This window comes from Aureimonas sp. AU20 (genome assembly GCF_001442755.1).
Taxonomy (GTDB): Bacteria; Pseudomonadota; Alphaproteobacteria; order Rhizobiales; family Rhizobiaceae; genus Aureimonas.
In genome coordinates, this window is the sequence record NZ_CP006367.1 from 3,546,149 (window position 1) to 3,559,417 (window position 13,269).

Below are 13,269 nucleotides of genomic sequence, written 5' to 3' on the forward strand. Positions count from 1 at the left end.
TGGTTCGTGGATGACGACGTAGCGCGGGGTCGTCCCTCCCTCCTCAACATGATCGCAGAAGGCACGGTGACCGGCGATGCGCCTCGCCACGCCGAATTGTTGCGACAGACCGTATCGGAGCGGCTCCATGCGGGGCCGGCCCCGCTAACCCAAGGCGAGTTGAACGCTTGGCGTTATGAAATCACCGATGCGATCAACGATCTGAAGGGTGAGCGCAGCACCACCGAGGCTCTGGCCATCGGCGCCATGCTTTATCCGAAGCTCGTGGAGCTTGCGCTACGGGGCCGAGGTCGCTGGTTCGACGGAGACCGCCGCGTCGCTCGGCCATCCTGGCACGCATGAAGCAGGAAACTCGCTCAACACGTTGCGGCGGCCACGATCGGTCGGCCGTCTACTTGTCCCGCGAGGCGTCCGAGACGTTGCGCTTCTGGAGCAGGGCTTTGAACATCGAGCTCTTGGCGGTGGCGATCGGCTTGCCGTCGCGGTCGAAGCCTTCGCGGCGGTGCTGCTCGGCGGCGTAGGCCTCGGCGGAGATCGGCGAGCCGGTCTTGTAGACCAGATTCGGCGTCGTCGCGAACTCTTCCGGGGCGAGCGTCGAAGCGATCTGCTTTTCCAGTTCGTCGTCGGCTTGGCGCTTGGCGACCAGCTCGGCGGGCTCGGCCACGGCGGGGCAGGTGCCGTCGGGATCGAGCACGCGGCCGTCGCTCAAAGTGGCGTCGAAGACGTAGCGCTTCTCGCAGGTGGCGACGGCGACGGGCTTCTTGGTCAGTTCGAACCGGTCCGTGCCTTCCTTCAGCATCTTCCAGAAGGCGTAGTGCTCGGAATTCTTGTGACGCGCCATGTTCTTGGGCGTCATGCGGAAGGGCAGCGCCTGGAACTGGATCGACCGCTGGCCGCCCTGGAAGGCATGGCGGGCGAGCGCGTAGAGCTCCTCCATCTGCCAATTGTCCATGGCGTAGCAGCCGGACGAATTGCAGGAGCCATGCACCATCAGGTTCTGGCCGGTGGAGCCGTTGGCCCGGTCATAGGCGTTGGGATAGCCCATGTCGAAGGCGAGATGGTAGTTCGAGTTCGGGTTGAGATGGCCGGGCGTGACGGAATAGAAGCCCTCGGGCGCCTGCCGGTCGCCCTCTTTACGCTTGGGGCCGAGCTTTCCCGACCAGGCGCAGATCGGATAGGTCTTCAGCAGGGCGAAGCTGCCGTCGCTCTTCTGCTTCCAGACCTCGAGCTCGGATTCCTCCTTGTAGATCCGCACCATGATAGCGGAGTTCTCGCCCATCTGGTTGACGCGGATCAGCTTGACGAGGCTGGGCGGCAGCGGCGCGTCGGCGCCCATGAGATCGCCGAAGTCGGCGCCGCCCTGGCAACCGGCCAGCACCATGAGCGTGCCGGCGAGGAGAGTTGCTGCAGCAAGGCGGCGGCGTGCGGACATGTCCCTCTCAACCCCTCAGGCCGGCCACGTGCCCCGATCGGCAAGCCGGCGAACCGATCGTCTCCGAACGGGCGGGCCAGACCCGCACCGTCGCATGATCCCTTCCTTGTCGATCCAAGACGGTTTCCAATCCCTTAACGACGGATGAAAAATGCGTGACTTTCCTCGGCCGAACCTGACGTCGCATCCGATGGAGCCGAGGCCAAGCGGAAACGCCCGGGGGCACCGCCGCGCGGCAACCCCGGGTTTCTTCCCTACAGGAAATTCGTGCTCGACAAAAGCTGGTATCAGACCTTGAGGTCGCGGCCGATGGCGAGGAACTTCTCGCGGCGCTCGCGGCGCAGCGCCGGTCCGTCCAGCTGAGAGAGCTCGGTCAGCGCGACCTCGATCCGGTCGGCCGCCGTTTCGATCGCCACGTCCTTGTCGCGATGCGCCCCGCCCAGCGGTTCCGAGACGATCTCGTCGATCACGCCGAAACCCTTGAGGTCCTGCGCGGTGATCTTCATGGCCTGGGCCACGTCCTTGGCGCGCGCGGCGTCGCGCCAGAGGATGGACGCGCCCGCCTCCGGCGAGATGACGCTGTAGATTGCGTGCTCCAGCATCAGGACGCGGTTGGCGGCGGCGATCGCGATGGCGCCGCCCGAGCCGCCCTCGCCGATGATCAGCGAGACCAGCGGCACCTCGAGGCGAAGGCAGGTCTCGGTGGAGCGGGCGATGGCCTCGGCCTGGCCGCGTTCCTCGGCGCCGATGCCGGGATAGGCGCCGGCCGTGTCCACGAGGGTCAGGACCGGGATGCCGAAACGCTCCGCCATTTCCATGACGCGCACGGCCTTGCGGTAGCCCTCGGGCCGCGCCATGCCGAAATTGTGCTTGAGGCGGGTCTGCGTGTCCGCGCCCTTTTCCTGCCCGATCACCGCGACCGAGCGGCCGCGAAAGCGGCCGAAGCCGGCGATCACCGCATAGTCCTCGGCAAAGTACCGATCGCCCGCCAGCGGCGTGAAGTCGGAGATGAGCTTGCCGATATAGTCCACGCAATGGGGCCGGTCGGGATGGCGGGCGACCTGCGTCTTCTGCCAGGGCGTCAGCTTGCGATAGAGCTCGACCAGCGCGTCGGACGAGCGCTTTTCCAGACGCTGGATGTCCTCCGAAACGTCGAGACTGTCCTCGCCCGAGCCGATCTTCTTGAGTTCGATGATCTGGCTGTCGAGATCGGCGACGGGTTTTTCGAAGTCGAGATAATTGTGCATCCAGCAGCGGCCCGGAGCCGTCCTCGTGGCAGGGCCAGCGGCGCGCGGGCCTCGTTGGTCTGAAGCACCGGCGGTCTTCGGCCGGGTGGCGCCGCCGTCCCGCAGGGGGTGTTCGCGTCGGCCGGCAAACTGGCGATCCGCCCACCCTTTGTCAAGGAAAGGCGCCGGGCCGGCGCCTATTCCTCCGCCGCCAGGGCCGAGAGCGGGTGGTGGTCGGTGACGAGGCGCATCAGGCGCTCTTCCAGAACATGGGTGTAGATCTGCGTCGTGCCGATGTCGGCATGGCCCAGAAGCTCCTGCACGGCGCGCAGATCGGCCCCGTTCTGCAGGAGATGGCTGGCGAAGGCGTGGCGCAGCACATGCGGCGAGACGCGGGCCGGGGCGATGCCGGCGCGGAGCGACAGGAGCTTCAGGTCCCTGGCGAAGCTCTGGCGCGTCAGGTGGCCGCTTTCCGACAAGGCCGGAAACAGCCAGGGACTGTCCGGCGCCCCCTCCCCCCCGGCGCCCGGCAGCGCCTTCAAGGCCGCGCCGAAGCGCTGGAGCGCATCGCGCGCCCGCTCGCCGACGGGCACCATGCGCTCCTTGTTGCCCTTGCCGCGCACCACGATCAGCCGCTGGCGCGAGCGCAGGACGGCGCGCGGCAGCGACACGAGCTCGGACACGCGAAGCCCCGTGGCGTAGAGAAGCTCCACCAGCGCATGCATGCGCAGCGCCCGCGCGAGCGCTGCGTTGCTGAGCTTGGGATCGGCCGCGTCCCGCTCCGCCTGGCCGATCAGAGCGTCGACCTCCGCCTCGGACAGGATCTTGGGCAAGCTTCTCGCCTTGCGCGCGCCCTCGATCGGCGAGGTCGGGTCGTCCGGCCGGATGCTCTCGGCATAGAGAAACTTGAAGAACTGGCGCAGCGCGCTGAGGCGGCGCGACAAGCTGGAGGGCGCGAAACCCTCCTCGTCGAGCTGGTCGATATAGTGGCGAATCGCCTCCGTGGTGGCCGCGCAGAGGCTCATGCCCTCCCCCACAACGAACTCGCGCGCGTGGTCGAGATCGCGGCGATAGGCCTGGAGCGTGTTCTCCGCCGCGCCCCGTTCCACCGCCATCATTTCCAGAAAGCTCTCGATCCGCGCTCCGTCCAGCGTGCCACCGCTCATCGAAGGCCCTCCCCAGGCGCCGCCTCGGGCGCGGGTTGCGCGGCCGGGGGCGGCGCGGCCGGCCGCTTCTCCTGAAGGGCGGGAATCGGCACGGGCATCGTGATGGGTCCGATCTCGGGCCGGACAAAGGTCACGAGCGCCCACATGACGGAAAGAACCGCCCCCGCCAGAAGGGCGAGAACCAGGAGAAGACGGGTGAGTGTCGGCATGTGTCGGCTTGGCTTCCCTTTCGCGGCCGTCTCGCGAGCGACGCCGCGTCTCGTCCCCCGCGCCTATCTAGAGGTTGGCGCGAAACAGCGACAGGCGTTTTCTCGCAAGCTTCCCGTGGACGGGCGGGCGGCTGCCGGGTTCGCCGTCCGCCGAACCGTCCGGTTCGCTTGACGGCATTGGGGTTTTCTGGTCTCAGACCATCGCTTTACAAGCATTTTTGAAGCTTTCGTTCCATGACCGGTGCCGACCACGAGCCTTTGCATCATGACGCCGTCGCCCGGTTGAACGGGCGCTCGGTGGTGCTCGTCGGCCTCATGGGCGCGGGCAAGACCACAGTCGGCAAGCGGCTGGCCGCGCTGCTCGACCTGCCCTTCGCCGACACCGACCAGGAAATCGAGGAAGCGGCGCGCATGAGCGTGGCCGAGCTCTTCGCCGCCTATGGCGAGCCGGAGTTCCGCGCGCTGGAAGCGCGGGTTGTCGCGCGGCTGACGGAAGGCGCGCCGCGCGTCATCGCCACCGGCGGCGGCGCCTTCATGAACGAGGACACGCGGCGCATCCTGAAGGAGCGCTCGATCACGGTCTGGCTCAAGGCCGATCTCGACACGCTGATGGAGCGCGTTCTCAAGCGCCCGACGCGCCCGCTCCTGAAGACGGCCGATCCGCGCGCCACAATGAAGAGCCTGATGGACGTGCGCTATCCCGTTTATCGCACGGCCGACATCCACATCCACTCCCGCAACGGAAAGCGCGACACGATCGCGCGCGAGATCATCCAGTCGCTCATGCGCCGACCGGGCCACAGGCCGGACCAGCGCAAGCCCGGACAGAAGAAAGCCGCGTCATGACCGACGAGACCCGCCAGAGCGTTCGCGTCGAACTGGGCGAGCGGTCCTACGACATCCTGATCGGCTCGAGCCTCCTGGCCGAGGCGGGCGCCGAGATCGCCCGCCGCCTGCCCGGCGCGCGGCTCCTGATCGTGGCCGACGAGCGGGTGGACGATCTGCATGGCGAGGCGCTGCGCGCCTCTCTCGACCGCGCCGGCCTCGGCCACGCCACGATGCGCCTGCCCTCGGGCGAGCCCACCAAGAGCTTCCGCCATTTCGAGGCGGTGGTGGACCGCATCCTGGAAGAGCGGCTGGAGCGGGGCGACGTCGTGGCCGCGTTCGGCGGCGGCGTGGTGGGCGATCTGGCGGGCTTTGCGGCCGGCGTCGCGCGGCGCGGCATGCGCTTCGTGCAGGTGCCGACTTCGCTTCTGGCTCAGGTCGATTCCTCCGTCGGCGGCAAGACCGGCATCAACTCCCCGCGCGGCAAGAATCTCGTCGGCGTGTTCCACCAGCCGGCGCTGGTGATCGCCGACACCGACGTTCTGGAAACGCTGATCCCGCGCGAGTTCGCCGCCGGCTATGCCGAGGTGGTGAAATACGGCCTGATCGACCGGCCGGACTTCTTCCACTGGCTGGAGGAGAAGCGCGGCGCGATCTTCGCCGGCGGGCCGGAGCGGGCCGAGGCGATCGCCGCGAGCTGCCGCGCCAAGGCCGAGGTCGTGGCCGGCGACGAGCGGGAGGACGGCGCCCGGGCTCTGCTCAATCTCGGCCACACGTTCGGCCATGCCTTGGAATCGGTGGCGCGCTACGATGCCGAGCGGCTGGTGCATGGCGAGGCCGTGTCGATCGGCATGGCGCTCGCGCATCGCTTTTCCGTGCGCCAGGGCCTCTGCCCCGGCCAGGATGCCGAGCGGGCCGTGGCGCATCTGCGCTCCGCCGGCCTGCCGACCCGCATTCAGGACATTCCCGGCCCCGCCTTCGGGCCGGACGCGCTGATGGGCAAGATTGCGCAGGACAAGAAGGTCGTGCGCGGCGCGCTGACCTTCATCCTGACGCGCGGCATCGGCCGCTCCTTCGTGGCGCGCGACGTCGACCCCGCCGAGGTCGCCCGCTTCCTGGAAGCGGAACTCGCAGCTTAAAGCCACTCCGGGAACAACGGTCTAGATCGGCTCGCTCGCCGCGTTCGCCCCGCGCGGCTCGGCCTTGCGACGGAACGGCTTGCGGGCGAGCCAGACGCGGCGCCAGCCCGGCGGCACGAGAAAGCCGACGAGTGCGAGGATCAAGGCGAGCCCCGCCACGGCGAACACCGCCGCCCCGCCCCAGCGATGGGTGAGAAGCGCGCCGGTGAGCGCGCCCGCCACCATGCCGACCCAGGGCACGATCTGCACCCACCATCCCCTCGCGTGGTGCCCGATCAGAAAGCGCCCGAGCCCCCGGCCAAAGCGCGACAGGGCGCCGGACACATAGGTCACGCCGAGTGGCTGCCCCTCAACCTCTTCGAGGGCCGCGTTGAGCGCGCCCATGGCGAAGACCAGCGCGGTGACGCCGTGCGAGGGCTCGCCGAACAGAAGCGGCACCAGCGCCAGGATGCCGACGAGCGAGAGAAGCGCCGGCTGGCTGCCTTTGGTCCAGCGCATGAACAGAACGCCGAATGCATTGCCGGCCACGAAAGTCGCAACCACGAGCGCCAGGCGCAGGACGCCCGAGCCGTCGCCGGTCGAGAGGGCGATGGCGAGCCGCGTCGTGTTGCCGCTCATGAAGGACACGAAGTCGCCGGCCAGGATGAAGCCGACGACGTCGGTCAGCCCCGCCAGGAAGCTGAGGCTCGCCGCGAACAGGAGCCCGGCGGCGAAGCGAAGCCGGTTGCGCCGGCGAAGCCGCGTGCGCATCTCCAGCGCTTACCGGCGCGTGGGTTCGCCGGGGGCGGACGCCTCGATGGCGAGCGCGTGGACGCCGCCGGCCAGCTCTACGGCCAGCGCGGTGTTTACCGCGCGGTGGCGCTCGACGCGGCTCTGGCCGGCGAAGCGCTGCGACACGATGCGCACCCGGAAATGCGTCTCGCCCGTGCCGTCGAAGCCGCCATGATGGTCGCTTCCGCCGTGGTGATGGCCGGCATGGAGATGGCTCTCGTTGACCACGGCCAGGGTTTCGGGCGAGAAAGCCTCGCGCAGCTTGGTTTCGATACTGGCCTGGATGGTCATGATCGCGCCTCACAATTGTTGAAACGGGCGGGTGATCCGACGCCCGGATCGACACGCCCGCGAGCCTTCGGGATTGCGGGCCTGTTGTGGACGGGTTTTCGCGTCTGTCAATTCTTGTTCGCGTCCCTGCGGGGCCCCATAATCCGGCCGTGATGACACTCGACAACAAACTCTTCGACCAGATTCGCGTCAAACCCGCCGGCAAGAAGGCTGCCGAGAAGGTTCGCGCGCCCGAATGCATGTGGGAGGGCTGCGACCAGCCCGGCACCCACAAGGCGCCGCGCGGGCGCGACCACGAGGGCCAGTACCTCAATTTTTGCGTCGATCACGTGCGGCTCTACAACAAGTCCTACAACTACTTTTCGGGTCTCGGCGACGACGACATCCAGAAGTATCTGAAGGACTCGCTGACCGGCCACCGGCCGACCACCCCGATGGGCACCAACAGCTCGGCCGGCCCGCGCGCGGCCTCGGCCATGCCCTCCACCAGGCCGAGCGGGCGCCCACGCCGCTTCAATGCCAAGGTGCAGGACCGGTTCAACCTGTTCGAAGAGGCCGGGGCCGGCGCTGCCAAGGCGCCGGTGGCGCCCGCGCGCAAGCCGCGCACGCTGGAGACCAAGGCGCTGGAGACCTTGGGCGTGCCGCACAATGCCGGCGCCGAGGCGATCCGCGTCCAGTACAAAGCGCTGGTGAAGCAGTACCACCCCGATTCCAACGCCGGCGACCGAAGCTCGGAAGACCGCCTGCGCGAAGTGATTCAGGCCTACAAGCTTTTGAAGCAGTCGGGCTTCTGTTAATCCGGGTCGAATCGGACCGCCCGGTCCGCGTTCGCTCCGCCCGGGTCCCGTCCCGAAACCGATGATGACAGTGGTGGCGCCTCGCCCGCAACGGGTTCGCAGCGCCGTTGGAGGTATGATGAGTGCAGCGGAACTGGAAGTGGCGAACCTCCCCGACGCCATGATCTCCGTCCGCGAGACCTTCGGTTTCGAGAGCGACCTGAAGGTGCCCGGTTTCAGCAAGTTCGACCCGCACGTTCCCGAGATCGACCCGGACTACCTGTTCGACAAGCAGACGACGCTGGCGATCCTGGCGGGCTTCGCCAAGAACCGGCGCGTCATGGTCTCGGGCTCGCACGGCACGGGCAAGTCGACCCATATCGAGCAGGTGGCGGCGCGGCTGAACTGGCCCTGCGTGCGCGTCAACCTCGACAGCCACGTCTCGCGCATCGATCTCGTCGGCAAGGACGCGATCACGGTTCGCGAGGGCAAGCAGGTCACCGAGTTCCGCGACGGCATCCTGCCGTGGGCCTACCAGAACAATGTCGCGCTGGTGTTCGACGAATACGACGCCGGACGGCCGGACGTCATGTTCGTGATCCAGCGCGTTCTGGAATCCTCGGGCCGCCTGACGCTGCTCGATCAGGCGCGCGTCATCCGGCCGCACCCCGCATTCCGCCTCTTCGCCACCGCCAACACGGTGGGCCTCGGCGACACGACCGGCCTCTACCACGGCACGCAGCAGATCAATCAGGCGCAAATGGACCGCTGGTCCATCGTCACCGTCCTGAACTACCTGCCGCACGACAACGAGGTCGGCATCGTCCTGGCCAAGGCCAAGCATTTCCAGACCGATAAGGGTCGCGGGCAGGTCTCGAAGATGGTGCGCGTCGCCGATCTCACGCGCTCGGCCTTCCGCAACGGCGATCTCTCCACCGTGATGAGCCCGCGCACGGTCATCACCTGGGCCGAGAATGCCGAGATCTTCGGTGATATCGGCTTCGCCTTCCGGCTGACCTTCCTCAACAAGTGCGACGATCTGGAGCGGCCGCTCGTGGCCGAGTTCTACCAGCGCGCCTTCGGCGAGGACCTGCCGGAATCGGCCGCCAACCTGGTGCTCGACTGATCCCATGGCGCGCCCCGGAGACAATTCCGCCAAGGGGCAGCGCCCCAAGACGCCGGACCGCGAGCCTTTCCGCCGGGCCGTGGCAGGCTGCATGCGCGCCATCTCGGGCGATGCCGAGCTCGAGGTCACCTATGGCAACGAGCGGCCGGGCCTGACGGGCGAGCGTGCGCGCCTGCCCGAACTGCCCAAGCGCGCCGGCCAGACCGAGGTGGCCGTGGTGCGCGGCCTGTCCGACGCGATGGCCCTGCGCAAGGCGCGCCACGACGCGCGCATCCACGCCACGCTTTCGCCCGACGGGCGCGGCGCGCGGGCCGTGTTCGACGCGGTCGAGCAGGCGCGGTGCGAAGCGATCGGCGCCAACGCCATGCCGGGCGTTGCAGACAATCTGGCCTCCATGCTGGAGGACAAGTATCTTCGCACCAACCTCTCCGAGGTGACGGACCGCGCCGAGGCGCCACTGGAGGACGCCGTGGCGCTTCTGGTACGCGAGCACCTGACCGGGCGCCCCGTGCCGGCCAGCGCGCGGGCGATCGTCGATGTCTGGCGCGACTGGATCGACGAGAAGGCCGGCGCCAAGTTCGAGCGGCTGGGCGAGACGATCGAGGACCAGCGCCTCTTCGCGCGCGCGCTGCGCGACATGCTCGTCTCCATGGAGATGGCCGAGGAGTTGGCGGACGAGGCGGACGAATCCGACGAGGAGACGCCCGAGGAGGCCGGCGACAACCAGTCCCGCGACCAAGAGGACAGCGGCGCCGAGAAGGAAGCCGGCCAGGACGAGGCCGAGCCGCAGGAAGCCGAGGGCGAGGCCGAAAGCGAGGACGCCAGCGAGGCCGAGACCTCCGAGCAGACCAGCGACGAGCCGACCGAAGAGGAGGACGTCGATTCCGAGACGCCCGGCGAGTCGCGCCGGCCGAACCAAGCCCTGCCGCGCGACGTCGGAGACACCGACTATCAGGTGTTCGACGAGAGCTTCGACGAGACCGTGGGCGCCGAGGAGCTTTGCGACGAGGCCGAGCTCGACCGGCTGCGCTCCTTCCTCGACAAGCAGCTCGCCTCGCTTCAGGGCGCGGTCGGGCGGCTGGCCAACCGGCTGCAGCGCCGCCTCATGGCGCAGCAGAACCGTTCTTGGGACTTCGACCTCGAAGAGGGCTATCTCGACACCGCGCGCCTGACGCGCCTCGTCACCGATCCGCTGCAGCCGCTCTCCTTCAAGATGGAGCGCGACACCGACTTCCGCGACACGATCGTGACGCTCCTCATCGACAATTCCGGCTCGATGCGCGGGCGGCCGATCACGGTCGCCGCCACCTGCGCCGACATCCTGGCCCGCACGCTGGAGCGCTGCGGCGTGAAGGTCGAGGTGCTGGGTTTCACGACGCGGGCCTGGAAGGGCGGCCAGTCGCGCGAGGCGTGGCTGAAGGCCGGCAAGCCGCAGCGGCCGGGCCGGCTCAACGACTTGCGGCACATCGTCTATAAGTCGGCCGACGCGCCCTGGCGGCGTGCCCGGCGCAATCTCGGCCTGATGATGCGCGAAGGGCTGCTCAAGGAGAATATCGACGGCGAGGCGCTGATCTGGGCGCACAACCGCCTGCTCGGACGGCCGGAGCAGCGGCGTATCCTGATGATGATCTCGGACGGCGCGCCGGTGGACGATTCCACGCTCTCGGTGAACCCCGGCAATTATCTGGAGCGGCACCTGCGCGCGGTGATCGAAGAGATCGAGACCCGCTCGCCGGTGGAACTGCTCGCCATCGGCATCGGCCACGACGTGACGCGCTACTACCGCCGCGCCGTCACGATCTCGGACGCCGAGGAACTGGCCGGCGCGATGACCGAGCAGCTCGCCGCCCTGTTCGAGGACGAGGGGGCGATGCCGACCGGGCGACGGCGCGCCGCCGGCCGCAGGTGAAGCGCGCGCGGCTTCGCGCCGCCGCGGCTCTTCTGCTTCTCCTGCCGCTCGGCCCCGCCGGCGCGGCGGCAGGGCCAACGAACGTCACGGCCAACCCGATCCCCCAGTTCCGCATCGGCTCGCCCGAGACGCGCTTCGGCCAACTCGATTATCTCGGCGGCTTCAGCTACCGCTCGAGCGACCGACGGCTGGAAGGCGTTTCGGCCATCCGAATGCGCGAGGGCGGGCAGCGCTTTCTCGCGGTCACCGACACCGGCTTCTGGTTTCGCGGCGCGATCCGGCGCGACGGGGAAGGCCGGCCGATCGGCATCGAGGATGCCGAGATGGCCCCGATCCTCGATCGTCTAGGCCGCCCTTCCGCGCGCAAGGGCGATGCCGACGCCGAAGGCCTGGCGCTGGACGGCGATCACGCCCTCGTTTCCTTCGAGCGTGACGCACGGATCGAGCGCTTCGACGCCGACCGCCCGGAGCGCGGCACGCCCGTTCCCCTGCCGATCCCGAAGCGCGAGCTGCGCTCCAATGGCGGGCTGGAGACGATCGCCGTCTCGCCCCGCTCCTCGCCCCTGAAGGGCGCGGCCATCATCGTGGCGGAACAGTCGGTCGATGCTGAAGGAAATCTCCTTGCGGCGATCCTGGGGCTGGGGACGAAGGGCCTGTTCACGGTGCGAAAGGACGCGGTCTGGTCGGCGACCGACGGCGCCTTCCTGGCGAATGGCGACTTCCTGCTCCTGGAGCGGCGCTACGAGGGCTTCGGGCGCATCGGCATGCGCATCAGGCGCATCGCGTCCGAAATGATCCGCCCTGGAGCGCTGGCGGACGGGCCGGTCATCATGGAAGCCGATTTCGGCAACGAGATCGACAATATGGAAGGGCTCGACGTCTGGACCAACGCGGCGGGCGAGACGATCCTCAGCCTCGTGTCGGACGACAACGGCTCATTCTTCCAGCGCAATCTCTACCTGGAATTTCACCTGCGCGAGAGCGGCGAGGCGAGCTTGCCGAATGAGGGCCGGACGCGCTGAACGCGCCCGGCTTCACTCATGCATCAGGCCGTGGCGGGCGCGGCGTCGCGATAGGGCAGGACGCTGTTGATCACCACGCGGTACGGCACGAGGCCGAACACGGCGATCGCGAGCTTCACGCCGAAATCGCCCAGCGCCCAGGAGAGCCAGCGCGGCGCGTCCACCGACAGAAGCCCGAAGAGCGGCGCGTGCTCCAGCGAGAAGGCGTCGTTCGGCCCGAGGAAGACGAAGAGCGGCGCGAAGGCGAGCGTGAAGAAGGTCAGCGTGTCCAGCACCGTGCCGAGAATGCCGCTGGCGAGCGGCGCCTTCCACCACGACAGCCGACGCAGGCGGTTGAAGACGAGAATGTCGAGAAGCTGCGCCATCAGGAAGGCCGTGCCGCTGGCCAGCGCAATGCGGAGGATACGACCCGCCTCCGTTTCGAAGGGTACGAGGCCGAGCCGATAGAGAATCGGCGGAAACAAGACCGAACTGACGACGGCCATGAGAAAGCCGAGATAGACCACGCGGCGCGCCATGGACGGGCCATAGAGCCGGTTGTTCACGTCCGTCACGATGAAGGCGAAGGGATAGACGAAGGCGCCCCAGGTCAGGAGATCAGCCAGCTGAAGCGGCCCGACCTGCCCCTGCACGGGGAACTGCACGGAGACGTTGGAAAAGAGCACGATGATCGTCATGGCGATCACCGGCAGCACGTAGCGGCGCGAAGGATTCACGGCTTTGGTCCATTTTTTTAGGCTGGGGTATGGCACCAGCGATCGGATCGGGGAGCCCCGGACGAAGCCGGGACGGCGGGCGGCGGCGGGACGCGATGCTCTCAAATAAGAGAAACGTCCCCTCTAAACGGCAAAAGCGCCATCGCGGACGATGGCGCTTTCCGAACGATCCCTTAGGATCGAAACCTTAGGCGGCCTGCACTTCGCTGGCGATCTTCTTGGCGATCTGGCGCTTGAGAAGACGGGCGCGGTGCGACAGCTCGAGCTCGTTGGCCTTGGCCAGGAAGGCGTCGAGACCGCCGCGATGCTCGACCGAGCGCAGGGCATGGGCCGAAACGCGGAGGCGGAAACGCTGGCCGAGCGCGTCGGAGATCAGCGTGACCTGGCACAGGTTCGGCAGGAAGCGACGACGCGTCTTGTTGTTCGCGTGGCTGACATTGTTACCGGTCAGGACGGCCTTGCCGGTCAGTTCGCAAGCGCGCGACATGGGATCACCTTTCAAACAATCGATACGGCCTTGCGGGGCGCGCCGCCGCCGGACGGCAGCGCGATCATCGACCCCATGGCATGATCGGAAAATCGAGGGTTCCTATAGTCGCGGGACGCCGCCGCGTCAACCCGCCGCCATAAAGCGGTGCAATGGATTGACCTTCCTGCTCTT

15 protein-coding genes are annotated in these 13,269 nt (G+C 68.1%); 7 read left to right on the forward strand and 8 right to left on the reverse strand.

What is annotated here, in order from left to right:
* Nucleotides 1–6 precede the first annotated feature (6 nt).
* Entirely contained in the window at nt 7–342 is a 336-nt protein-coding gene (locus M673_RS23730) for a hypothetical protein (RefSeq protein ID WP_202814334.1), read from the forward strand.
* Between the two features lie 49 nt (nt 343–391).
* On the opposite strand, the gene M673_RS16180 is transcribed toward M673_RS23730, so the two are convergent.
* The 4 genes from M673_RS16180 to M673_RS16195 form a co-directional block, all read right to left on the reverse strand.
* Entirely contained in the window at nt 392–1,432 is a 1,041-nt protein-coding gene (locus tag M673_RS16180; RefSeq protein WP_061977158.1) for a L,D-transpeptidase family protein, read from the reverse strand.
* 287 nt (nt 1,433–1,719) lie between these two features.
* Nucleotides 1,720–2,679, reverse strand: coding sequence for an acetyl-CoA carboxylase carboxyltransferase subunit alpha (locus M673_RS16185; protein ID WP_061977160.1), 960 nt, complete (start codon nt 2,677–2,679; stop codon nt 1,720–1,722).
* Between the two features lie 176 nt (nt 2,680–2,855).
* Nucleotides 2,856–3,824: a site-specific tyrosine recombinase XerD gene (locus M673_RS16190; RefSeq protein WP_061977162.1), complete on the reverse strand. Its 969-nt coding sequence runs from the start codon at nt 3,822–3,824 to the stop codon at nt 2,856–2,858.
* Entirely contained in the window at nt 3,821–4,033 is a 213-nt protein-coding gene (locus tag M673_RS16195) for a hypothetical protein (protein ID WP_061977164.1), read from the reverse strand. Before M673_RS16195 ends, M673_RS16190 begins: the two co-directional genes overlap by 4 nt.
* 234 nt (nt 4,034–4,267) lie before the next feature.
* Between M673_RS16195 and M673_RS16200 the strand changes: the two genes are divergently transcribed.
* Complete coding sequence (locus M673_RS16200; RefSeq protein ID WP_061977166.1) at nt 4,268–4,879, forward strand: shikimate kinase; 612 nt, start codon at nt 4,268–4,270, stop codon at nt 4,877–4,879.
* Nucleotides 4,876–5,997, forward strand: a complete 1,122-nt coding sequence (aroB, locus tag M673_RS16205; protein ID WP_061977168.1) for a 3-dehydroquinate synthase — start codon at nt 4,876–4,878, stop codon at nt 5,995–5,997. The genes M673_RS16200 and aroB overlap by 4 nt, the downstream gene beginning before the upstream one ends.
* 21 nt (nt 5,998–6,018) lie before the next feature.
* On the opposite strand, the gene M673_RS16210 is transcribed toward aroB, so the two are convergent.
* Complete coding sequence (locus M673_RS16210) at nt 6,019–6,747, reverse strand: YoaK family protein (RefSeq protein WP_061977170.1); 729 nt, start codon at nt 6,745–6,747, stop codon at nt 6,019–6,021.
* A 9-nt stretch (nt 6,748–6,756) separates the two neighbouring features.
* Nucleotides 6,757–7,059: a BolA family protein gene (locus M673_RS16215; protein ID WP_061977172.1), complete on the reverse strand. Its 303-nt coding sequence runs from the start codon at nt 7,057–7,059 to the stop codon at nt 6,757–6,759.
* 152 nt (nt 7,060–7,211) lie between these two features.
* Between M673_RS16215 and M673_RS16220 the strand changes: the two genes are divergently transcribed.
* From M673_RS16220 to M673_RS16235, 4 genes are all read left to right on the forward strand, one after another.
* The gene (locus tag M673_RS16220) at nt 7,212–7,856 is read left to right on the forward strand and encodes a J domain-containing protein (protein ID WP_061977174.1); all 645 of its coding nucleotides are present in this window, start codon (nt 7,212–7,214) and stop codon (nt 7,854–7,856) included.
* 118 nt (nt 7,857–7,974) lie between these two features.
* Complete coding sequence (gene cobS, locus M673_RS16225; protein ID WP_061977902.1) at nt 7,975–8,961, forward strand: cobaltochelatase subunit CobS; 987 nt, start codon at nt 7,975–7,977, stop codon at nt 8,959–8,961.
* A 4-nt stretch (nt 8,962–8,965) separates the two neighbouring features.
* Nucleotides 8,966–10,870 carry a cobaltochelatase subunit CobT gene (cobT, locus tag M673_RS16230; protein ID WP_061977176.1) on the forward strand — a complete coding sequence of 635 codons (1,905 nt, stop codon included), beginning with the start codon at nt 8,966–8,968 and terminating at the stop codon, nt 10,868–10,870.
* Nucleotides 10,867–11,892, forward strand: coding sequence for an esterase-like activity of phytase family protein (locus M673_RS16235; protein WP_061977178.1), 1,026 nt, complete (start codon nt 10,867–10,869; stop codon nt 11,890–11,892). The genes cobT and M673_RS16235 overlap by 4 nt, the downstream gene beginning before the upstream one ends.
* 23 nt (nt 11,893–11,915) lie before the next feature.
* On the opposite strand, the gene M673_RS16240 is transcribed toward M673_RS16235, so the two are convergent.
* Both M673_RS16240 and rpmB read right to left on the reverse strand, forming a co-directional pair.
* Nucleotides 11,916–12,608 carry a queuosine precursor transporter gene (locus tag M673_RS16240; RefSeq protein WP_148640103.1) on the reverse strand — a complete coding sequence of 231 codons (693 nt, stop codon included), beginning with the start codon at nt 12,606–12,608 and terminating at the stop codon, nt 11,916–11,918.
* Nucleotides 12,609–12,795: 187 nt separating this feature from the next.
* Nucleotides 12,796–13,095: a 50S ribosomal protein L28 gene (gene rpmB / locus M673_RS16245; protein WP_061977180.1), complete on the reverse strand. Its 300-nt coding sequence runs from the start codon at nt 13,093–13,095 to the stop codon at nt 12,796–12,798.
* Nucleotides 13,096–13,269: the final 174 nt, after the last annotated feature.